We start from the raw sequence: 21948 nt of genomic DNA, 5'->3' as shown, positions 1-21948 counted from the left end.
TACCGCTTCCCTCGTGCTGTCCTGGCGCTTGCCGGTTACCGTTCCGTTGCGGAAATTATCTTGACAGCAAGGTCCGTCGAACCTGAAATACGCCCGTTTGCCAATCGCTGCTGCCCTTCCAGGGCAGGGAGTCCCTTGCATGATCCTGACCCGCTTACTGCCGAAACCTTCCCACCATCGTCGGCGCTGGCGCCTGCTCGCCCCGTTTTGCCTGGCGGGGCTGCTGACCGGCTGCCTGGCCCTGCCCCAGACCGGCCTTTTTGCCTTCCGCCTGGCAGTTACCTCCCTGGGAGTCGAGGAGGTGCGTATCGGTCCATATGCCGTGGATGCCCGCCTCGACACCAGCGATATCATGTCACTGGCGCTGTCGAGCCTCGGGGCCGGCAGCCTGCCGGTTCAAGCCACGCTGGCCATGGGTCTGGGACTACCCACCGGGATGCCACCGGTGCAGATGTCGGGCTTTCGCTGGACGCTGGACATGCCGGGCGTCGAGCCGGTCAGTGGCAACTATCAGCAGGATGTGACACTGACATCCGGTGACGATGCCAACTTGCGGCTGCCGGTAGCCTTCGACCTGCTCGGCGGCGACCGTGATCGACTGGCCCCCATGGTCGAGCTGGCCAGCCAACTGGCCCGCCAGGGTGAACTGCCCGCGGGAAGCGAGCTGGCGATCACCCCGGGCAGCTTGCGTGGCCTGGGCGTCACCCTGCCGGCGGGTCTATGGACCCCGACCCTGCGCTTCGCCGTGGGCCAGAACGGCGAGCTGACGCCGCAGCGTGGATGAACCGAGGGCCTCAGCGGCCCTCGTGCAGGCGACGGCGGCCAACCCAGTGGCTGGCGAACTGCCAGGCCCCGCGGCCGCTTCGGCCGCCGCGCAGGGTGGCGAAGCGAACCGCCTCGGCACGGGCCTCGGCACCCCAGTCACTGGCGCTGCCCAGTTGGGTGACCCAGTGGCAGCAGGCCTCCAGGTAGGTGTCCTGATTGAAGGGATAAAAGCCGAGCCACAGCCCGAAGCGGTCCGATAGCGAGATCTTCTCCTCCACGGCATCACCATGATGCAGCTCGTCGCCAACCAGTTGGGACGCCTCGTTGTCGGACAGCGATTCGGGCAGCAGGTGGCGGCGGTTGGAGGTGGCATAAAGCAGCACGTTCTCCGGCGGACCCGTCAGGGCACCGTCGAGCACGCTCTTGAGCGCCTTGTAGGCATCGTCGTGGCCCTCGAAGGAGAGGTCGTCGCAGTAGACGACAAAGCGCTGTGGCTGGTGCCGCAGCTGCTCCACCAGGGTCGGCAATCCGGACAGGTCGTGCCGGTCGACCTGTACCAGCCGCAGCCCTTCCGGTGCCAGGCTGTTGAGCAGGGCGCGGATCAGCGACGACTTGCCGCTGCCCCGCGAGCCCCACAGCAGGGCGTGGTTGGCCGGCAGCTTTTGCAGGAAGGCGCGTGTATTGTCGATCAGCGCCAGCTTCTGTCGCTCGATGCCCAGCAGGTCGTCCAGCGTCAGGGCGTCGCGGGGCGGTACCGGCAGCAGCCGCCCGCCCAGGGCGTGACGCTGCCACAGGGCAGCCACATCGCGCTCCCAGTCGACCTCCTCGGGCACCGGAGGCAGCCAATGCTCCACATGATCCAGCAGTCGAGACAGGCGTCGGGTGAGTTCGGCATCCATTGGCGGCGGCTCCTCATCGGTGACTAAGTGCGATCACGGTTGACCTGATCGTGGTACGGGGTATCTTGTGGCGAACCGCCATCCCCGTCCAGGGTCTCAATAGTCCCGGACACAGGAGATATTCGCTATGCGCTGGATTCGCACCCTTGCCGTGACCGCTCTGGTCCTGACCCTCGCCGCCTGTGAAACCTCTCCCACCGGGAGGCAACAGCTCACCCTGATGTCCGACGCCCAGCTCAACGAAATGGGACGAGAGGCTTTCGAGAAGTACCAGCAGGACCTGCCATCGGCCGGCCAGGCCCAGCAACGCTATGCCCAGTGCATCGCCGACGCCCTGGTTGCCGTACTGCCGGAGCGTGAGCGCAACAAGGACTGGCAGATCCGCGTCTTCGAATCGGAGCAGGCCAACGCCTTCGCCCTCCCGGGCGGCTACATGGGGGTCAACACCGGCATGCTCGATATCGCCAAGACCCAGGATCAGCTCGCCGCGGTGGTGGGCCACGAAATCGGTCATGTGATCGCCAACCACGCCAACGAGCGCGTCTCGACCCACACCTCGACCCAGCTTGCGCTCTCGGTACTGGGCTCCGCGGCGGGCATGCAGGGACAGGGCGGCCAGCAGCTGATGGGCGCATTGGGTCTCGGCGCCCAGTACGGTATCCTGCTGCCCTTCTCGCGCCGCCACGAGAGCGAGGCCGACACCATCGGCGTACGCCTGATGGCCGATGCCGGCTTCGATCCGCGTGCCAGCCTCGCCCTGTGGGAGAACATGAGTGCCCAGGGCGGCGCCCGTCCCCCGGAGTGGATGTCCACCCACCCCAGCCATGGCCAGCGTATGCAGGGCCTGCAGGCGGAGATGGGCAGCGCCATGGCGCGCTACGAGCAGGCACGACAGGCGGGGCGAACGCCCAACTGCCCCCGTCCCTAAACCACTTCTGGAAAGCGAATGCTGAAAATCGGACTACTCCTGTTGATCGTCCCGCCGCTGATGCTGATGGGTCTCTACTTCTGGGAGCTCAGCGACGTACGCGAATGCACCCTCATGCAGGGCGGCTACTGGGACTATCTGGACGGCGTCTGCCGCGATACCTCCCAGCCCTTCGTGCCCTGGGTGGAGCGTCAGCCATTGCTGGTCAACGGCGGCATGCTGCTCTCCGTGGTGGGACTGGTCGTCTGCATGGCCGGGCTCTACGTCAAGCGTCGCTGATGAGATGGCTGCCGCTGAAGGCCCCCCCTTGGAACAACACCAGGGAGCCTCTGGTCAGGCCAGGCGACCCGCCAGCGTCAGCAACAAGGCCATCAGTATGATGAACATCGCCGTGGCGGTGCCCAACAGCCCAAACAGCCGGCCCTCTCCGGGCCGGCGCAGCGAAGCAACCCCCATGCCGGCGGCGATCAGCTGCAGGCCAATGAGGAACAGCAGTTCCACACCGACCAGACTGATGCCCGCCGAGTGGCCCCCGGTGTCACCCGGCGCACTGTCCGCGATAATCGAGGCCACGACGACCAACCCAGCCAGGAACACGGCGCCGAACAGCGCCATGAGCAGGGACACAATACCCAGGCTGGAGCGACGGGGCGGTGGTGATGCCATTCCGATACCTCTCGTCTAGCTCAAACTCCGGGAGTGGGCTCGTACATCGAGCCCGCAGGCCGGGAGCGACACCGCTCCCTCCTTGCGTGGACGTTATCGACGCCTCCTAACTGCCAGCCGCTTCTTCCTCGTAAAGATAGCACGCCACCGAATGCTCTCGAGCGATCAGCCGGCGCCGGGGAGACGCCTGGGAGGTGAAATGCACCGCCAGGGCCACGGAGCCATCGGGCGATACCGCCGCGGCGTCGGCCAGTGAGGGGTGCTTCGCCCTCAGAATCGCGGTGAGCTCCTGCCTGGCGGCGTCGATGCCTCCCCCGCGCACCGACAGATAGACATCCAGCCCGGCCAGCTCCGGCGCCCCCAGGTGCTCGACCTCCTTGCCCGCGATGCGCCATTCGCTCATGGCCGTGACCACATCGCGTCCCTCCCAGCCGCAGTGGCTCATGGCCATGGGGCAGCGGGTATGGAAGTGGCAGCCGTTGGGCGGATCCACGGCGCTGGGAATTTCCCCGGCACTCTCCAACGGCGGCTTGACCACCGTCGGGTCCGGCTCGGGGCTGGCATCGAGCAGCAGCTGGGTATAGGGATGCTTGCGCTCGTGGATCACCTGCTCGGTGGGCCCCACCTCGACGATCTCACCCAGGTACATGATCGCCACCCGGTCTGCCACGTAGCGGATCGTCGGCAGGTCGTGGCTGACATAGACGAAGGAGATGCCCAGCTCGTTGCGGAAGCGGTGCATCAGGTTGAGTACCCCGGCGCGGATCGATACATCAAGCATGGAAACCGGCTCGTCGGCGACGATGAGACGCGGCTCCAGCACGATGGCCCGGGCGATGGCCACCCGCTGTCGCTGCCCACCGGACAGCTCGTGGGGAAAGCGGTCGCGATAGATCTCGGCCGGCTTGAGTCCGGCACGCTCCAGCGACTCGACAACCTTGCGCTCCAGGGCCTCGCCCTCCGCCAACCGGTGGATGACCAGCGGTTCGCCGACGATATCGAAGATGGTGAAGCGCGGGTTCAGGGTCTGGTAGGGGTCCTGGAAGATCATCTGGGCGCTGCGACGAAAGGCCTTGAGCTCGCGCCCGGCAAACCGGGTGATGTCGACGCCATCGAAGCGGATCTCGCCGGCGGTGATGTCCTGCAGGCGCACCAGCATCTCGCCGGTGGTGGTCTTGCCCGAACCCGATTCGCCGGCCAGCCCCAGGATCTCGCCCTGGCGCAGGTCGAAGGAGATGTCGTCGACGGCATGTACCTTGCGGTCCTTGTGCCTGCCCCGCAGGCCGTCCAGGAAGCCCTGCTCCACCGGGAAATGCTTGCGCAGCCCCTCCACCTCCAGCAGCAGCGGCGAATCGGCGGCCACCGGCTCGATGGTACCCGCCCCCTGCACCGGCTCGTTCAGGCGCTCGCCGACCACCGCCCAGGTGTCGTTCCTGGCCGCCTTCTCGCGAAAGGCCTCGACCTGCTCCGGGTAGTGGCAGGCGGAGCGACGGTCCTCGCCCACGCTGACCAGCGCCGGGGTTTCGCTGGTACAGCGCTCGGTGGCGAAGGGACAGCGCTCGGCGAAACGGCAGCCGGGCGGGGGATTGAGCAGGTCTGGTGGGCTTCCGGGAATCGAGATCAGCTCGCGCTGGGCGCCTTCCAGTGTCGGGAAGGCGTTGGTCAGCCCCATGGTGTAGGGATGGAACGGCGTGCCGAACACCTCTCTCACCGGCCCGGTCTCCATGATCTGACCGCCGTACATTACCGCGACCCGGTCGCAGGTCTGCACTACCACCGAGATGTCGTGGGTAATGAAGAGCAGTCCCATGCCTCGCTCGCGGCGCAGTTTGGAGAGTCGTGCCAGGATCTGTGCCTGGGTCACCACGTCCAGCGCGGTGGTCGGCTCGTCGGCGATGATCAGCTTGGGGTCCAGCGCCAGTGCCATGGCGATCACCGCGCGCTGCTTCATGCCGCCGCTCATCTCGTGGGGATAGGCCGAGAGCCGCGCGGGATCGATGCCCACCGCACGGAACAAGTCCTCCGCATGGGCCCAGGCCTCGTCCCGCTTGATCTTCACATGGGCGTTCATCGCCTCGAGGATCTGGTCGCCAACGGTATAAACCGGGTCCAGGGCGTTCATCGCCGCCTGGGAGATCCAGGCGATTTCCTTCCAGCGCACCTTGCGCATCGCCTCAGGGTCCAGCTCGACCAGGTTGCGCCCGTCGAAGTCGATGCGCCCGCGGGGCACCTCGCCGTTGGGCGGCAGCAGGCGCAGCATGGCCTTGGCGGCGGTGGTCTTGCCACAGCCGGACTCGCCCACCAGACCCAGGGCCTCGCCCGGTCGCAGGTCGAAGTCGATGCCATCCACGGCCTGCACCGGGCCGGCCCCGGTGCGGTAGTGAATGGCCAGGTCGCTGACGGTCAGTAGTCGTTGTTCGGTCATCGGCGTGCCCTCAGTCGCGGATTGGCAACCAGCTCCAGCGAGCGGGAGATGAAGAACACGGAGAGCACCGTGATCATGATGAACAGGCCAGGGGGCAGGTTCCACCACCAAGCATCGCGCCAGGCGCCGGAGAGCCGGGCGTTGTGGAGAATACCCCCCCAGGAGATCGACTGGGGCGGCCCCAGGCCGAGGAAGGAGAGCGTGGCCTCGGCGATGATCGATACCCCGACGATAATGGCGAGCTCCAGGAACACCAGCGGCATGACGTTGGGAAAGATGTGCAGGTACATGATGCGCAGGTCCGAGGCACCGGCGACCCGCGCCGCCTTGACGAAGGGCCGCTCGCGCAGCGACAGCACCTGGGAGCGTATCAGGCGCGCCACGGTACGCCAGGTCAGCAGCGAGACCGCCAGGATCACGATGAACAGGCTGGGCTCGAACAACAGCACCAGGATCAACGCGAACGGCTCGAAGGGGATGCCGTACATCACATCCACGGTACGCATCAGCACCGTCTCAGTGCGGCCACGGAAGTAGCCGGCGATCAGACCGACGTTGGCACCGATCAGCACCACCAGAGAAGCACCGATGAAACCCACCAGCAGGGCGATCCGCGAGCCGTAGACGTTCTGGCTGTAGAGATCGCGGCCCAGATGGTCGGTGCCGAACCAGTGCTCGCCGGACGGCGGGGCCAGGCGGTTGACGAAACGGTCCGAGCCCAGGGCATAGAAGGCGTCCTCCGTCACCATCAGGGTGCGCAGGTGGCGCTCCTCGTCGCTGGGCATCAGCCGCCAGGTATCGCCGTCGCGCTCGAAGATGATGCTGCTGCGGCCGACGGCGAAGGCCTGACCCTCCTCGGTGACCCAGCCAGCGCGCATGGCGCGGGAGTCGGGGGCATCCTGGCTCTGCCACTGCTCGCCGGGCGCACTGCGCGCGAGCAGGGTACCCCGCTCACCGACAATCAGCCCCTGGCCGTTCTCGGCCATATGGATATGGTTCAGGTCGCGGTTGGTGGGCATCCGCTCCAGGGTCAGGCTGTCGTCTTCCGGCTCCAGCCGCAGGGTCAAGCCGCGCTCGCCGACGATCCAGGCGCTGCCGTCCACGTCGGTGGCCACGGAGTTCAGCGTCATGCCGCGTCCCAGGGGACTCTCGAGCGCCTCGAAGCTGCCCGAGGCAACATCGCGGCGCCAGATGGTCTCGTTTGCCCCCACCATCAGCGCCGTGCTCTCGTCACGCCAGGCGACGCCGCTCAGGTGCGTCGTTTCGGGCGCCTCGAAGCGCTGCCAGTCGCTGTCCTGAGCGGCATCGGCGAGCAGCGCCACGGCACCACCCTGCCCTACTGCCAGCGCCGATCCCGCCGGGCTGATGGCGACGTCGTTCAGGGTGGCGTCCAGCGGTGTCTCGAGCTCCTGCCACTCGCCGTCGGCGAAGCGCCATACCGCGCCGTCGCGCCCTACCGCCATGCCGATACCGTCGCGGTAGTCAGCCGCATTCAGGGTGCGGCCACCCAGGGCAGCCTCCTGCACCCAGCGCACCTGGCCGTCCTCCACCGTGCGTGTCAACAGCGAGCCTTCTTCCCGCTCGTTGACCGAGAGTGGCTCATGGGTGGAAAGAAATGGCGCAAACAGCGCCATCGCGATGATCGACAGCAGGACCACCAGGCCGATCATGGCCAGTCGGTCGCCGATAATGGCGCGCAGCGGTTCCTGCGCGCTCTTGAGGAATCTGGATCGCATCATTTGAAGCTCACCCTCGGGTCAAGCATGGTGTAGAGGATGTCCACCAGCAGGTTGAGGGTGACCACGAAGGCCGCCATCACCAGAAAGCTGGCCTGGGCGAGGGGGAAGTCCGAGGTACGTACCGAGTTGAGTATCTCGCGGCCTAGTCCAGGCCAGGAGAAAACCACCTCGACCACCACCTGGCCACCGGCGGCAAGCCCGATGGTCACCGCCAGCTGTGTCACCACCGGCAACAGGGCATTTCGGGCCGCATGGGCGTAGAGAATGCGCCGCTCCGGCAGCCCCTTGGCGCGGGCCATCTCGATGAAATCCTCGCCGTATACCTCGAGCATGGTGTTGCGCATGATCAGCAGCGGCGAGCCCAGGTAGTAGAGCGCCACCACCAGCGCCGGCAGAATCAGGTGATGCAGGAAATCCAGCGTGAATATCTTGTCGAGGAAGCTAGAGGCCTCGTAGGGCAGTGTGCGCATGCCACTGGTGGGCAGCCAGCCCAGTCCGATCCCGAAAAACAGGATGGCGATCATGCCGGTCCAGAACATGGGCGCCGAGCGGAACATCAGCCCGACGAAGATGCCGGAAGTATCGATGCGGCTACCGCGCCGCCAGGAGAGCCAGGCGCCGAGGGGGGCACCGATGCCATAAGCCAGGATGATGGCGGGCAGCATCAGGATCATGGTATTGCCGAGCCGCTCCCAGATGATGTCGGCCACCGGGGCGCGATAGTGAAAGGAGTAGCCGAAATCACCCTGGACGATATTGGCCAGGTAGATAAAATACTGTTCCCAGATAGGCTGATCGAGCCCGAAGCTGGCGCGAATCTGCTCGCGCTCCGCGGGATTCAGCCCTTCGGTGATCAGGGCAGCGGTCGGGTCGGGAAGTCCAAGGCGGAAGAGAAAGAACAGTACCGTGGCGATGATGAACAACGCCATGAAGCCGTGTAGCACACGGCGTATCAGATAACTTCTGCGTGACGACATGGCATGCTCGCTGTTGACGACTGTACGCTCCCCACCGCCTGGTAGGCGGTGGGGAGTGGCGACGTACGCGGGTTAGGATTGGAAGGGTGGGTTACTTGAGCAGACGACCTTCGTCGTCCCAGGAATAACCCGCCTCTTCCAGCTCCGCACGGGCGGCATCCATGTCAAAGTCGAAGCGCTCGACGAAGGGCTCGTTCCAGAAGGTGTTGACCGGGGCGATCACACTGGAACCCACCTCGCCGCGTCCATCGAGCAGCACGTTGACCATCCGCTCACGATCGGAAGCCATGGTCATGGCCCGGCGCATGGCACGATCGCTCATCGGCTCGCGGCGCAGGTTGTAGGTCATGTGGAAATAGCCGAAGTCCGGCACGTTGACCACGGTGAGGTGCTCCTCGCCCTCCGCCAGGCCGATCTGGCCGGGCTCCATGCGCCAGGCGGTAACGTCGATCTGGCCGGTCTGCAGGCCGGTGTAGACGCCCTCCATGTCCGCATAGATGATGAATTCGACGCCATCCACGGCGATCTCGTCGGCGTGGAAGTGATCCTCGAACTTGCTCAACGCCATGAATTCGCCCCGATCGAAACGCTCATGCACGAACGGACCGGAGCCGACGGTGGGCGTATCGGAGGGCGACAGGGTGGACGCATCCTCGATGCCTTCCCAGATGTGCTTGGGCAGGATCGGGATCTGCGACAGCGAGATGCTGGCAAACGAGGCCGAGGGCTCGCTCAGGTGGAAATGCACGGTGAGATCGTCGATCTGCTCGGCGTTGTCCAGGGCGGCCAGGTAGGAGTTGAAGTAGCTGTAGTCCTGGTCCAGATAGTAGTTCCAGGTGAAGGCCACGTCCTCGGCGGTGACCGGCTCGCCGTCGTGGAAGGTCATCCCGTCGCGCAGGGTCACGGCGATGGTGGTCTCATCCACCTGATCCACCGACTCTGCGGCCCAGGGTAGCGGCTCCACGTCGGCGGAGAGGCGGACCAGGCGATCGTAGTAGAGGCGCATCCATTTCCAGCCCCAGACCGAGGTGGAGGCCAGCGGGTTGAGGTTGTCCGGCTCCTGGGGTCCGCCGATACGCAGGGTACTGCGATCCCCAACCGGCGTCGCCTCCATGGGGCCCCACTCGCTATAAAGGCCCTCACCCGCCATGGGGTTGATGCCCTCGAAGGCGTCGTGATTGAAGGCCACCACCTCATCGCGGTGGAAGAGCACCGCCACCGGCATGTCCGGCTTGTAGAGCGCCTGCATCTCCTGCACCAGGCGCTGGCGCTCGTCCATGTCGAAGGACTGGGACTGCTGGTCGAACAGCTCATCGAACTCGGGATTTTCATAGCCCCCCGGATTGTTGCCGCCCGGGTGCGCCTGGCGGGAGTCCAGGGTGCTCAGGAAGAACTGGGGATCGAGCCTGTCGGTGCGACCGCTCCAGCCGAGAATGGTGACATCGAAGTCCTGCTGGTCGTAGAAGCGCTCCAGGGCCGTGCTGAACTCGGTGGGCTGGACATTGACCTCGAGCCCCAGTTCACGCCAGCGCTCGGCGATGATGAAGGCCGCCTCATAGCGAATCGGGTCATAGGACTCGGTGGTGGTCATCAGGTTGATCGGGGGGACCGGCTCCTGAGCCGTGGCCGAGAAGGCCAGGGTAGTCAGCCCAAGCCCTACCGCACCAGCCAAGAGATTTCTCGCGAAAATATTGTTGTTGATGGTTTTCACTACTGCCACCTCGGGTTGAAATAGGTTTTCATGCCATGGTTATGCATTGCATGAATATCACGCACCAACCGTAGGAAGCAGCGTTGAAGGTGTCAAACCTCGGATTAAACGCTTACTTCGTTTGCAAATCGAGCCGCAGTCCATATTTCACCGACTCGGTCAGCGGACGCTTGCCGCGCCAAAGCAGAAATGATTCCGCAGCCTGCTCCACTAGCATGCCCAGCCCGTCGACCGGCATGGCCCCAAGCCCACTGGCCCAGCGCAAGAACACCGTGGGCTCGGCGCCATACATCATGTCGTAGGCCGTCGCACCCGGCGCAAAGAGCGTCTCCGGCAGTGGCGGCAGCTCGCCCGCCAGGCTCGCGCTGGTACCGTTGACCACCAGGTCGAACTGGCCTGTCGCCGCCTCGAATCCTCCCCCCTGGATCGTGCCCAGGTCCTGAAAGTCCGCTGCAAGGGCAGCGGCCTTGGCCGCGGTACGGTTGACCACCAGCACGCTGGCCGGCCCGGCCGCCAACAGCGGCTCCAGCACGCCGCGCACTGCACCGCCCGCACCCAGCACCAGGATGCGGCGCCCCTTGAGGACAACGTCGTGATGGAACAGGTCGCGTACCAGGCCGACCCCGTCGGTGGTATCACCGTGGGTGCTGTCTTGATCAGCGCCAACTACCAGTGTATTCACCGCGCCGGCCCGCAGGGCCCGATCGCTCAGCGTGTCGCAAAGCGCGAACGCCTGCTCCTTGAACGGCACTGTGACGTTGGCACCCCGCCCCCCTTCAGCCATGAAGCGGTGCCAGGCACCGGCGAAATCGTCCAGCGGCGCCTCGATGGCGGAGTAGTCGATAGCCTCACCGGTCTGCTCGGCAAAGGCGGCATGGATCACCGGTGACTTCGAATGCGAAATGGGGTTGCCGAAGACGCAGTAGCGGTCTGTCATGGGATCTCCTCGCTTTCCCCCAGCCAGTCGCGAGGGCGCAGATAATCTCGATAGAGCCGCTCCTCGGCGCTGCCGGGCTCGGGCTGCCAGTCGTACTCCCAGCGGGCCAGGGGCGGCATCGACATCAGGATCGACTCGGTGCGTCCACCGCTCTGCAACCCGAACAGGGTGCCGCGGTCCCACACCAGGTTGAACTCCACGTAGCGGCCGCGACGGTAGAGCTGAAAATCACGCTCTCGCGCGTTCCAGGACATGTCACGCCGGCGCTGCACGATGGGCAGGTAGGCTTCGAGGAAGGCGTCGCCGACGGCGCGCTGGAAGGCAAAGCTGCGGTCGAAGCCCCACTCGTTGAAATCGTCGAAGAAGAGGCCACCGACGCCGCGGGTCTCCTCGCGGTGCTTGAGATAGAAGTAGTCGTCACACCACGCCTTGAAGCGAGGATAGACGTCATCCCCAAAGGGCGCACAGGCGTCCCGCGCCACCCTATGCCAGTGCAGCACGTCCTCGTGAACCGGGTAGAAGGGCGTTAAATCGAAGCCGCCCCCGAACCACCAGACCGGCGTCTCCCCTTCCTTCTCGGCGATGAAGAAACGGACGTTGCCATGGCTGGTCGGCACATGTGGATTCTCGGGATGCATTACCCAGGAGACGCCCACAGCCTGGAAGCCGCGCCCGGCCAGCTCGGGGCGGGCGGCGGTGGCCGAGGGAGGCAACAGGTCGCCGTACACATGGGAGAAATTGACCCCGCCCTTCTCGAAGATCCGCCCATGCTCGAGCACCCGGGAGCGGCCACCGCCCCCGGCTTCTCGCTGCCAGCTGTCTTCATGGAACAACGCCCCGCCGTCCTCCGCAGCCAGCGTCCGGCAAAGGCGTTCCTGGAGGTCGAGCAGGTAAGTCTTGACGTCTTCGAGGTTGGCACCTGCCATGAGAGGCTCCTTGCTCCAGTCCTTCGATTCGCCAGGCACGCCTCAGGCGCGCAGCACCCGTCCGCTGACCAGGTCGCGAATGGTGCTGGGGCGGTCAAGCCCGCCCAGCGCACCCTCGACGATGGCGTCGAGCTCATTGCCGAAGGCCTCCTGGACCTCTTCGGCGCTCAGTGCAGTGGCTTCGCCGGCAGGATTGGCCGAGGTCGACACCAGGGGGCCACCGAAGGCCTCGCAGAGCGCCACCACCCCGGGATGGTCACTGACCCGCAGGGCCACACAGTCATGCGCGCCACGCACCAGCGCATGGGTGCGCCCGTTGTCCGGCACCAGCCAGGTATGGGGCCCAGGCCAGGTGGAGACCAGCGGCGCATGGAGCTCCAGGGGCAGACCCTCGAGCCAGGGCGTGAACTGTTCGATGCTGGCCGCGATCAGGATCAACCCCTTGGCCGGGTCGCGCTGCTTGAGCCTTAGCAGATGCGCCACGGCTGCGTCGTTGTCGGGGTCGCAGCCCAACCCCCAGACGCCTTCGGTGGGATAAGCGATCACGCCGCCGGCACGCAGTGCGGCCACGGCGTTGGAAACTGACGTTACCTGAGGCATACCGGGTTGACCCTCGACGTTACGAACACAGACATTACGGCTCCCTACATCCGGCCGGCAAGACACGGATATCGGCCGGCCAATATGCTATCACGCCTGGGCAGCGCCCGGCAGGCGCACCCAGCCGCCCGGTGCCTGCGCCACCTGGCCTTCAAGCTCGAGCTCCAGCAGGCGACGCTGGCAGTCGGGCACGGCCAGGCCGGTCAGCGCGACGAGTGCATCCAGCGGCGACGGGGAGTCGCTGAGCCAGCGCAGCAGTGGGTCGCCGCCGGTATCGAGCGGCCCCGGGGCAGCAGACGACTGGGCGGGGGTGGAAAGCGAGGTGAAGGAAGGCGCCGCCCAGTGGGTCAGCTCCTCGAGAATATCCTCCAGCCGGCGCACCAGCACCGCACCCTGGCGTATCAATTGCAGGCAGCCCCTGGCCTGGGGATTGTGGATCGAACCAGGCAGCGCGAAGACCTCGCGGCCCTGTTCAGTGGCCAGCCGCGCACTCACCAGGGAGCCGCTCTTCTCGGCGGCCTCCACCACCAGCACGCCGAGAGAGAGGCCGGTGACGATGCGGTTGCGGCGGGGAAAGAAGCCCGGCCGCGCCCGGGTACCGGGGGGGTGTTCCGACAGTACCAGGCCGCCGCGATCGAGCAGCTGGTGGTAGAGCCCGGCATGACGGGGCGGATAGATCACATCGACACCGCAGCCCAGCACCGCCACGCTGCGCCCGCCGGCCTCCAGAGCAGCATGCTGCGCAGCCCCGTCGATGCCCAGCGCCAGGCCGCTGTTCACGCACCAGTCCCGGGCGGCCAGCTCGCGGGCGAAGGCCGCCGCATTCGTCAGGCCTTCACGGGTCGGTCGGCGTGAGCCGACGATCGCCAACCCGGGGGGCAGGAGTGCGTCGAGATCGCCCAGGGCCCAGAGCACCGGCGGAGGGTCGGCGATCTGGCCGAGCAGCGTCGGCCAGGCCGGATGACCGGGGAAGAGCAGATGCCGGGCCGGGGCGGCATCGAGCCAGGCCAGGTCGGCATTGACCAGGGCATCGAGGGGGCTACGGGAAGGGTGATCGAGCCATAGCCGCAGCGCCGTTGCGGCCTGCCGTGGCAGTCGCGCCAGCCACCCATCGGGCCAGGTCGGCTCCGTCGCTATCAGTTCGGCCAGGCGTGTCGCGCCCATGCCCGGCAGCCGCATCACCGCCAGCCAATCCCGCCTGTCCGATGACGCCGCTCTCACCGCTGCGCCACCCCCCGCCCATGGCGGGGATTATGCACCCGGTCGCCGACTTCCAGCGTGCGAGATGCCCGCATGACCAGGCCATAGCTCATCTTCTCGTAGGGGCGGAAAACCATGATCAGGCCCGCCTCGTTACCCGGCAGCCGCAGGATCTCGCCGCTGCGCGGGTCGTTGACCCGCTCACCCTGCTGCTCGACCTGTAGCACGTGGCCGGCTTCCAGGCCGTCGCGGCGGCCGCGGTCCAGCGCCACCACCTGCAGCCTCCCGATGAAGCGCACGCCGCCGGGTGCCGCCAGAATGCGGCCATCGACCGCGCCATCCGGGGCCCGGGGCACGAACTCGCGGACGAGCTCACGGCTCTCCAGCGGCAGGATGATGTCGTTGTTGCGCACCTCCTGGGTGGCCGAGAGCACCTCGAGGACGACGATATCCTCCTCGGCGCGCTGGACCCGCGCCTGGCCGACGCCCTCCAGCTCCAGGCCCAGCAGCTCGCCGGTGGTCGCGTCGCTATAGCGCTCGCCAATGCGATAGATACCGTATCGTGGTCCGCGCTCGATCTCGCCACGTGCATAGATACGATCTCCCGCCCCGCTGATGATGCGCCGATCGTCGCCGGCAACCACATAGGCCAGCTCGTCCAGGGCCTCTGGGTCGTCGACGATTCGATGATCGCGCAGGAAATGGCGTATCACTTCCAGGGGAATCGGCTCGATGGCCTCGCGGGTGGGAATTCGCCGCACCTCGGGCGAAAGCCGAACGGTACCCTGCCCCCGCTCGAGGCCAAGGCAGGGCCGCCCGTTGCAGTCATAGAGGTAGACCACATCGCCGGGATAGATCAGGTGCGGATTGCGGATCTGGGGGTTGACCTGCCATACCTCCGGCCACTGCCAGGGATGCTGCAGGAAACGGCCGGAGATACCCCAGAGAGTATCGCCTCGCACCACGGTATAGCGCTCGGGCGCGTCTCCGCGCAGCCCCTCCTGCCAGGTGAGGGCCTGAGCCAACGCCGAGCCAAGCAGCATCGCAACACAGACACCGCTTATCAAGGCGACTCTGAAATAAGCAGCCAGCCAGCCGTATCTTGCCCTATCGTTGTATTCCGCCATCCCCAACTCCCCCTGCTCTCGCCCCATCCCGGAAGCCCTGAGGCCATCCCGCAGGGAACCTGAGCGACGTGTCATAGTCTGATTTTATCGAAATAATAGGTGATCGGGCGGTTTCACCCCGAGCCGCAGCCCCCTAGAATAAGGGAATCCCTGATGACAGCATAACGGTGGTTCCAACGCCATGGCCAAATTACCTATCCTCGAATTCCCCGACGAGCGACTGCGCACCAAGGCGGCGCCGGTCGAAGCGGTTGATGACGAGGTGCGCCAGCTGGTCGACGACATGCTCGAGACCATGTATGAAGCCAGCGGTATCGGGCTTGCTGCCACCCAGGTGGACGTACATCGCCGCGTCATCGTAATGGACGTCAGCGACAGCCGCGCCAGTCCTCTGGTGCTGATCAACCCGGAATACACGCCGATCGGCGATGAGCGCGATCTGATGTCCGAAGGCTGTCTCTCGATTCCGGAGTATTACGCCGAGGTGCCCCGCGCCCTGAAGGTTCATCTCAAGGCGCTGGACCGGGACGGCAATCCTTATGAGCTCGATGCCGAGGGCCTGCTGGCCCACTGTATTCAGCACGAATACGATCACCTGGAAGGCGTGCTGTTCGTCGACTATCTCTCCGCACTCAAGCGCGACCGGGTACTGAAGAAAATGCAGAAGCGCCATAAGCAGATGCAGGGCGCCTGAAGCTCGTACTTTCTGCTGAAGGCCGGTGTAATAACGCCGGCCTTCGTCGTTTCCGCCTGCCTCCGTTATGATGGGAAACATCGCCCACTGGCAAGGCTTCGAAATCATGTCCCCACCCCTGCGCGTCGTTTTCGCCGGCACCCCCGACTTCGCCGCTTCCAGCCTGGCTGCGCTGCTCCAGAGCCGCCACGCCGTTATCGCCGCCTACACCCAACCGGACCGACCCGCCGGCCGGGGTCGTAAACTCGCCGCCAGCCCGGTCAAGCGGCTGGCGCTGGAGCACGGCCTGCCGGTGCTGCAACCGGAGAGCCTGAAGGCGGCGGAAGTCCAGGACGAACTGGCCGAGCTGAAGGCGGACATCATGGTGGTCGTGGCCTATGGCCTCATCCTGCCCCAGGCGGTACTGGACATTCCCCCAAGGGGCTGTCTCAACGTACACGCCTCGTTGCTGCCGCGCTGGCGCGGGGCCGCCCCCATCCAGCGGGCCATCGAGGCCGGTGACAATGAGAGCGGCGTGACCATCATGCAGATGGATGCCGGGCTGGATACCGGCGATATGCTGCTGGTGAAGCGCACTCCGATCACCGCCACCACCACCGGTGGCGAGCTGCATGACACCTTGGCAACGCTCGGCGGCAAGGCCATCGTCGAAGTGCTGGACGCCCTGGCGAGCGGTGCGATGACGGCAACGCCGCAGCCTGCCGAAGGCGTTACCTACGCCGCCAAGCTCACCAAGGCCGAGGCCGAACTGGATTTCCAGCAGCCGGCCGGGACGCTGGCGGCCAAGGTGCGCGCCTTCAATCCCTGGCCGGTAGCCTGGTGCGCACATGGCAAGGAGCGCCTGCGCCTGTTGATGGCGACGGCCTCGTCCCTCCGTGATGGCGAATCGCCCCAGCCTCCTGGCACCCTGCTCGAGCATGCCCCCGATGCCCTGCGAATCGCCTGCGGCGCGCAGGGTACCGAGGTGTTGCAGGTGACGCGCGCCCAGCTGCCGGGCGGCAAACCGCTGGCTGTTCGTGACCTGCTCAATGCCCGCAGCGAGGCCCTGGTTCCAGGCCTGCTTTTAGGACATGCCTTCGAGGAGACTTCCTGATGCATCGATCGACGCCCTCCTCCCGCGCAGGCAAGGCCGTTCAGGACGGCGGCCAGGCAGTGCGGGTCAGCGCCGCACGCGCACTGGTACCGGTCATCACCGGCAAGGGGTCCCTGGCCGACCTGGACGACCACCAGGTGGTCTCCCGGGACCGCGCCCTGTTCAAGGCGATGTGCTACGGCGTCTGCCGCACGCTGCCGCGGTTGGAGGCGCTCGCCGCTCAACTGCTCAAGACCCCCTTCAAGGCTCGCGATGCCGATGTTCAGGCACTGCTGCTGCTGGGTATACACCAGTTGCTCTACATGCGCATTCCGGCCCATGCCGCCGTGGGCGAAACCGCCGGCGCAGCGCGTCTGCTGGGCAAGGAGTGGGCAACCAAGGTGCTAAATGGCTGCCTGCGCCGTTTGCAGCGGGAATCCTCAGCGCTTGAGGCCGAAGTCGACAAGGACCCCGGCGTGGCCCTGCTGCATCCACGCTGGCTGCTGAAGGCGCTGCGCCAGGCCTGGCCCGATGACTGGCTCACCATCGCCGCCGCCAACAATGAGCCGGGGCCGATGACGCTGCGCATCAACCGTCGCCGCGGCGACCGGGAAGCGTACCTGGCAAGGCTGATCGACTCCGGCCACGAGGCCAGGCTCTGTGCGCACTCACCCGATGGCCTGGTCCTGGAAACGCCCTGCGACGTCCAGGCACTGCCCGGCTTTGCCGAAGGCGATGTGAGCGTCCAGGATGAGGCCGCCCAGCTCGCCGCCGAACTGCTGGGGCCAGTGCTGGCACCACGCCCCGGCGGGCGAGTGCTCGACGCCTGCTGCGCCCCCGGCGGCAAGGCCGCCCACTTGCTGGAGCTGTTCGACGTCGACCTCCTGGCGCTGGACAGCGACGACACGCGTCTGGCCCGAGTGGAGGATACCCTGGCCCGCCTTAGCCTCTCGGCGACTCTGTTGCACGCCGACGCCACCCAGCGGGACTGGTGGAACGGCACGCCCTTCGACGCCATCCTGCTCGACGCTCCCTGCTCCGGCAGTGGCGTGATACGACGTCATCCGGACATCAAGCGTCTGCGAAGGTCGTCGGATATCCCCAAACTGGTCGAACTGCAGTCACGCCTGCTCGACAACCTCTGGCCGCTGCTACGCCCGGGTGGCTCCATGGTCTACGCCACCTGCTCGGTGCTTCGCGAGGAGAACGATGAGCAGATCGAGGCGTTCCTGGCCCGCACGGCCGATGCCATCGCCACCACGCCCCAGGAAGTGAGCTGGGGCCGGCCGGCCGGCGCTGGTCGCCAGCTGCTGCCGGAAGCGGAGAGTCACGATGGCTTCTTTTATGCCAGACTGAAGCGGCAGGGTTGATCATGCCCTGCCTTCCCGACCACCAAGGAGCAAGGAGCCCACATGAGCGATCATGTCTACAAGCACATCGAGCTGACCGGTTCTTCGGAGAAGGGCATCGAGGATGCCATCAACCGCGCGCTCGCCAAGGCCTCGCAGTCCCTGCACGGCATGCGCTGGTTCGAGGTAACGGACACGCGGGGCCACATCGAGAACGGCAAGGTCGGCCACTGGCAGGTGACGATCAAGGTGGGGTTCACCCTGGACTGAGGATGTCTCCCGCAAGGCCCGGTCTGTTACCCGGTGAACGGCTGGTTTATGCTAGCCACCATGCTGCGGCGCCAAATCGGCGTCGCAGAGTCGTTTCACGGACCCGACAGCAATGAAGATCATCATTCTTGGCGCCGGCCAGGTCGGCGGTACGCTGGCCGAGCATCTGGCCCGCGAGGAAAACGACATCACCGTGGTGGACACCGACGGCGAGCGGCTGCGCGAGCTGCATACCCGGCTCGACATCCGCACCGTGGTGGGCCCCGGCTCCTACCCCGTGGTGCTGCGCCAGGCCGGCTGCGAGGACGCCGACATGCTGATCGCGGTGACCAGCCAGGACGAGGNCCGACCTGTCTCAGCTGTCCCCCGATCAGCTCCGCCATCTGGCGGCAACGCTGATGTCGCAGGTTGAACAGCAAGACCAGGCGCTGCAGGAGCGAGAGCAGGCGCTGGAGCAGAGCCAGAAAACCCTGCGTCACACCGAGCAGGTCAACCAGAAGCTGACCTATGAACTGGCGGTGCTCAAGCGCCACGCCTTCGGCAAGCGCAGCGAGCAGCTCAACCTCCTGCAGATCAGCCTGCTGGAAGAGGGGGTGGAGGCGGACATTGCGGCGATCGAAACCGAGCTGGAAGATCTGATCACGCTCGACGCGCCACCGGCCACCAAGAAGACGCCCAAGCGCGCGCCCTTGCCCCCTGAGCTGCCGCGCACCGAGATCCGCCATGACCCGGAGAGCGAACACTGCACGTGCGGTTGCCAGCTTCGGCGCATCGGCGAGGAGATCAGCGAGAAGCTCGACTACACGCCGGGCGTGTTCCACGTTGAGCGCCATATCCGCGGCAAGTGGGTCTGCGACCAGTGCGAGACGCTGACCCAGGCGCCGATGCCGGCGCAGATCATCGACAAAGGCATTGCTACCGCGGGCCTGCTGGCTCAGGTGTTAATCGCCAAGTATGCCGATCACCTGCCGCTCTATCGCCAGGAGCAGATCTTTGCCCGTGCCGGCGTGCCGATGCCGCGTTCCCCCCTGGCGGAGTGGGTCGGCATCTGCGGCGTGCGGCTCCAGCCGCTGGTCGATGCGCTGCGTGATCTGTTGCTGGCTGAGCCGGTACTGCATGCCGACGAGACCCCGGTGCCGATGTTGGCGCCGGGCAAGAAGAAGACCCACCGCGCCTACCTCTGGGCCTATGCCACCACGCCCTACGCCGGGTTGAAGGCGGTGGTCTACGACTTCACCGACGGGCGCGGCGGTCAGCATGCCCGCGACTTCCTGGGGACGTGGCAAGGCAAGCTCGTCTGCGACGACTACAGCGGCTACAAGCAGAGCTTCGCCAAGGGCGTCACCGAGATCGGCTGCATGGCCCACGCCAGACGCAAGTTCGTCGACCTGCACGTGGCCGACAAGAGCCAGATCGCCGGGCAAGCCATCGACCTGATCGGCCAGCTTTACCAGATAGAGCGCGAGGCCCAGTCGCTGACCGAAGAAGAACGCCAGCAGTTACGCGACACCCGGGCGAGGCCGATTGCCGACGCCCTCCATCGCTGGATGCTGGCTCAGCGCGAGAAAGTGCCAAATGGCACGGCAACGGCGAAAGCGCTGGACTACAGCCTGAAACGTTGGACGGCGCTGACGCGCTACCTCGATGATGGCCGGCTGCCCATTGACAATAATCGCGTCGAGAACCTGATTCGCCCTTGGGCACTTGGACGCTCCAACTGGCTATTCGCCGGGTCGCTGCGCAGTGGCCAGCGTGCTGCCGCGATCATGAGCCTGATTCAGTGCGCCAAGCTGAACGGCCATGATCCCTACGCCTACCTCCGAGACGTGCTGGAACGGCTGCCGACCCACAAGGCCAGCCAGATCCACGAACTCCTGCCCCATAACTGGCAGCACACCGCCTGATTATCAACAAGCGGTGATGCCCGTTCGCTTACCCTGCTTCTGGTATTGGTACCGCTAATTATTTCCTCATCCTGCCTGCTGATACTCGAGGGCCTCGAACGTATCGATTCCAACCGTACCCAGCTCGCCCAGCAGCGTGAACTGATGCTCGAAGCGCGTCGCCATGGCGCCGAGAGTATCGTTGAGGTGGCCACGACATTGGTCGAGAGTGTGGCACGCTCTGCCGCTGAACCGCAGGCGGGGCGACTGGCTGCTATCGAGCTGCTTCGCGACTTGCGCTTTGAAGAGGATAATTACGTCTTTGTCTTCGACTATGAGGGCACCATGCTGGTACAGCCTGCTGTCCCTGAACAGGAAGGGCGGAACATGTTGGCTACCCAGGATGCCAACGGCAATCGGATGATACGCGACATGATCGACATCGCCCGTCAGGGCGGTGGCCGATACGAGTACGAATGGCCCAATCCGGCAAGCGGTGTGGTGGAGCCCAAATATTCCTATGCCGCTGCCATACCCGAGTGGAACTGGGTAATCGGTGCCGGCGTCTACGCCACCGGTGTAGATGCAGCCATGGCAGTCATCGAGGCAACGGCCAGGGAGAACCTGATCGAAACGCTGATACGACTTTGGATCATTGCCTCGGTCATCAATTTATCCATCACGGTTTTTGCTATCTGGATTACCCGCCGTACAGTACATCAGATTCGCCAGACCGCCACCGACATGAACGAGATTGCTCAGGGCGTGGCAGAAGGCAAAGGCGACCTCACGCGTCGGCTGCGCGTTAACAGTAAGGACGAGATTGGCGAGCTCGCTAGGCAGTTCAATGGTTTTCTGGCGCGCATTCAGGCCACATTGGGAGAGGTAAGGGCGGGGGCGAACGATGTGTACTCGGCCTCATTGAGCATTGCACGCAGCAGCGATGAGCTGGCATCGCGCACTGATCAGGCGGCGGCCAGCCTGCAACAGACCTCATCAGCTATGGAAGAGATTACTTCCACCGTACAGAACAACGCCGAGCATACTGAGCAGGCGGACCAGCTTGTCAGAAGCAGCGCCGAGGTTGCTCGGCAGGGCAAGGAATCGATGCAGCGGGTCGAGGAGACGATGGAACAGATCAATGCCTCATCGTCACAGATCGGCGAGATTGTCTCGCTTATCGACGGCATTGCATTCCAGACCAATATCTTGGCGCTGAACGCCTCAGTAGAGGCGGCCAGGGCCGGTGAGCATGGTCGTGGCTTTGCGGTGGTGGCCCAGGAGGTCCGCTCGCTGGCGCAACGCTCGGCCGATGCGGCTCGCGAGATCAAGACACTGATCGAGGAATCGATGACGCGTACCCGCCATGGTACCGATATTGTTCATCAGGCTGGCATGACCATGCAGGAGATCTATTCCAGCATCAGCAGGGTCAATGATGTCATCGCCGAGATCAGCGCCGGGTCGCGTGAGCAGAGCCTTGGTATCCATGAAGTCAATGCCGCCGTCAGTCAGATGGATACCATGACACAGCAGAATGCCGCCATGGTGGGCCACAATACCGATACCGCGGCAGCAATGCGCAGCCGGGCAGAAAAGCTGACCCAACTGATCAATGCGTTCGTGCTTGGCGGTGAGGAGTCGTCGTCATCCTCGTTACCCCCGGTACAAGCCGGCTTGCCGGCCCCCACCGCTTTGTCAGCCGAGCCTCCCCGGCGGCAAAAGCTCCAGCCGGCCGAAAGCGAATGGGAGACGTTCTAGGCGGGAGTCGCTTGCCCGA

General features: G+C 65.4%; 20 protein-coding genes and 1 pseudogene. 10 read left to right on the top strand and 11 right to left on the bottom strand.

Annotated features, from left to right (window positions below):
• Nucleotides 1-139 precede the first annotated feature (139 nt).
• The gene (locus tag LOKO_RS01145) at nt 140-784 is read left to right on the top strand and encodes a hypothetical protein (RefSeq protein WP_066443915.1); all 645 of its coding nucleotides are present in this window, start codon (nt 140-142) and stop codon (nt 782-784) included.
• Nucleotides 785-794: 10 nt separating this feature from the next.
• Here LOKO_RS01145 and LOKO_RS01140 read toward each other — a convergent pair whose 3' ends face one another.
• Nucleotides 795-1664: an ATP-binding protein gene (locus tag LOKO_RS01140; RefSeq protein WP_066443913.1), complete on the bottom strand. Its 870-nt coding sequence runs from the start codon at nt 1662-1664 to the stop codon at nt 795-797.
• 127 nt (nt 1665-1791) lie between these two features.
• Here LOKO_RS01140 and LOKO_RS01135 point away from each other — a divergent pair, with 127 nt between their 5' ends.
• Nucleotides 1792-2592 (top strand): M48 family metallopeptidase, encoded by an 801-nt coding sequence (locus tag LOKO_RS01135; protein WP_066443907.1) that lies wholly within the window; start codon nt 1792-1794, stop codon nt 2590-2592.
• Between the two features lie 18 nt (nt 2593-2610).
• Entirely contained in the window at nt 2611-2871 is a 261-nt protein-coding gene (locus tag LOKO_RS01130; protein WP_066443904.1) for a hypothetical protein, read from the top strand.
• A 54-nt stretch (nt 2872-2925) separates the two neighbouring features.
• Here LOKO_RS01130 and LOKO_RS01125 read toward each other — a convergent pair whose 3' ends face one another.
• From LOKO_RS01125 to LOKO_RS01080, 10 genes are all read right to left on the bottom strand, one after another.
• A complete protein-coding gene (locus LOKO_RS01125) occupies nt 2926-3258 on the bottom strand; it encodes a hypothetical protein (RefSeq protein ID WP_066443903.1) in 333 nt (110 codons plus the stop codon).
• Between the two features lie 106 nt (nt 3259-3364).
• The gene (locus tag LOKO_RS01120; protein ID WP_066443901.1) at nt 3365-5683 is read right to left on the bottom strand and encodes a dipeptide ABC transporter ATP-binding protein; all 2319 of its coding nucleotides are present in this window, start codon (nt 5681-5683) and stop codon (nt 3365-3367) included.
• Nucleotides 5680-7422 (bottom strand): ABC transporter permease subunit, encoded by a 1743-nt coding sequence (locus LOKO_RS01115; RefSeq protein ID WP_066443899.1) that lies wholly within the window; start codon nt 7420-7422, stop codon nt 5680-5682. The genes LOKO_RS01120 and LOKO_RS01115 overlap by 4 nt, the downstream gene beginning before the upstream one ends.
• Nucleotides 7419-8399, bottom strand: coding sequence for an ABC transporter permease (locus tag LOKO_RS01110; RefSeq protein ID WP_066443897.1), 981 nt, complete (start codon nt 8397-8399; stop codon nt 7419-7421). The genes LOKO_RS01115 and LOKO_RS01110 overlap by 4 nt, the downstream gene beginning before the upstream one ends.
• A 91-nt stretch (nt 8400-8490) precedes the next feature.
• A complete protein-coding gene (locus LOKO_RS01105) occupies nt 8491-10110 on the bottom strand; it encodes an ABC transporter substrate-binding protein (protein ID WP_083517362.1) in 1620 nt (539 codons plus the stop codon).
• Nucleotides 10111-10222: 112 nt separating this feature from the next.
• Nucleotides 10223-11047 carry a shikimate dehydrogenase gene (aroE, locus tag LOKO_RS01100; RefSeq protein ID WP_066443895.1) on the bottom strand — a complete coding sequence of 275 codons (825 nt, stop codon included), beginning with the start codon at nt 11045-11047 and terminating at the stop codon, nt 10223-10225.
• Nucleotides 11044-11973: an oxygen-dependent coproporphyrinogen oxidase gene (gene hemF, locus LOKO_RS01095; protein WP_066443893.1), complete on the bottom strand. Its 930-nt coding sequence runs from the start codon at nt 11971-11973 to the stop codon at nt 11044-11046. The genes aroE and hemF overlap by 4 nt, the downstream gene beginning before the upstream one ends.
• A gap of 42 nt (nt 11974-12015) precedes the next feature.
• Nucleotides 12016-12573, bottom strand: a complete 558-nt coding sequence (gene tsaC, locus LOKO_RS01090; protein WP_066443892.1) for an L-threonylcarbamoyladenylate synthase type 1 TsaC — start codon at nt 12571-12573, stop codon at nt 12016-12018.
• A 90-nt stretch (nt 12574-12663) separates the two neighbouring features.
• Nucleotides 12664-13752 carry a DNA-processing protein DprA gene (dprA, locus tag LOKO_RS01085; protein WP_066443890.1) on the bottom strand — a complete coding sequence of 363 codons (1089 nt, stop codon included), beginning with the start codon at nt 13750-13752 and terminating at the stop codon, nt 12664-12666.
• A 38-nt stretch (nt 13753-13790) separates the two neighbouring features.
• A complete protein-coding gene (locus LOKO_RS01080) occupies nt 13791-14816 on the bottom strand; it encodes a LysM peptidoglycan-binding domain-containing protein (RefSeq protein WP_066443888.1) in 1026 nt (341 codons plus the stop codon).
• Nucleotides 14817-15081: 265 nt separating this feature from the next.
• Here LOKO_RS01080 and def point away from each other — a divergent pair, with 265 nt between their 5' ends.
• The 7 genes and pseudogenes from def to LOKO_RS01045 all read left to right on the top strand — a co-directional run bounded on the left by def (nt 15082) and on the right by LOKO_RS01045 (nt 21929).
• Nucleotides 15082-15594, top strand: a complete 513-nt coding sequence (gene def / locus LOKO_RS01075) for a peptide deformylase (RefSeq protein WP_066443886.1) — start codon at nt 15082-15084, stop codon at nt 15592-15594.
• A 106-nt stretch (nt 15595-15700) separates the two neighbouring features.
• The gene (gene fmt / locus LOKO_RS01070) at nt 15701-16687 is read left to right on the top strand and encodes a methionyl-tRNA formyltransferase (RefSeq protein WP_066452149.1); all 987 of its coding nucleotides are present in this window, start codon (nt 15701-15703) and stop codon (nt 16685-16687) included.
• The gene (gene rsmB, locus LOKO_RS01065) at nt 16687-18036 is read left to right on the top strand and encodes a 16S rRNA (cytosine(967)-C(5))-methyltransferase RsmB (protein WP_066443883.1); all 1350 of its coding nucleotides are present in this window, start codon (nt 16687-16689) and stop codon (nt 18034-18036) included. The genes fmt and rsmB overlap by 1 nt, the downstream gene beginning before the upstream one ends.
• A gap of 42 nt (nt 18037-18078) precedes the next feature.
• On the top strand, nt 18079-18285 hold the full coding sequence (locus tag LOKO_RS01060; RefSeq protein ID WP_066443873.1) for a dodecin: 207 nt from the start codon (nt 18079-18081) through the stop codon (nt 18283-18285).
• Between the two features lie 112 nt (nt 18286-18397).
• Nucleotides 18398-18643: pseudogene (locus LOKO_RS01055) on the top strand (NAD-binding protein); the annotation flags it as partial.
• Nucleotides 18636-20189, top strand: a complete 1554-nt coding sequence (gene tnpC, locus LOKO_RS01050) for an IS66 family transposase (RefSeq protein WP_083517360.1) — start codon at nt 18636-18638, stop codon at nt 20187-20189. The pseudogene LOKO_RS01055 and the gene tnpC, both read left to right, overlap by 8 nt.
• Nucleotides 20190-20333: 144 nt before the next feature.
• A complete protein-coding gene (locus tag LOKO_RS01045; protein ID WP_235588995.1) occupies nt 20334-21929 on the top strand; it encodes a methyl-accepting chemotaxis protein in 1596 nt (531 codons plus the stop codon).
• The last annotated feature ends 19 nt before the right edge of the window (nt 21930-21948 follow it).

This window comes from Halomonas chromatireducens (assembly GCF_001545155.1).
GTDB classification, from domain to species: domain Bacteria; phylum Pseudomonadota; class Gammaproteobacteria; order Pseudomonadales; family Halomonadaceae; genus Halomonas; species Halomonas chromatireducens.
The sequence above is the reverse complement of the archived record's forward strand: the minus strand, read 5'-3'. Positions and strand labels throughout refer to the sequence as shown.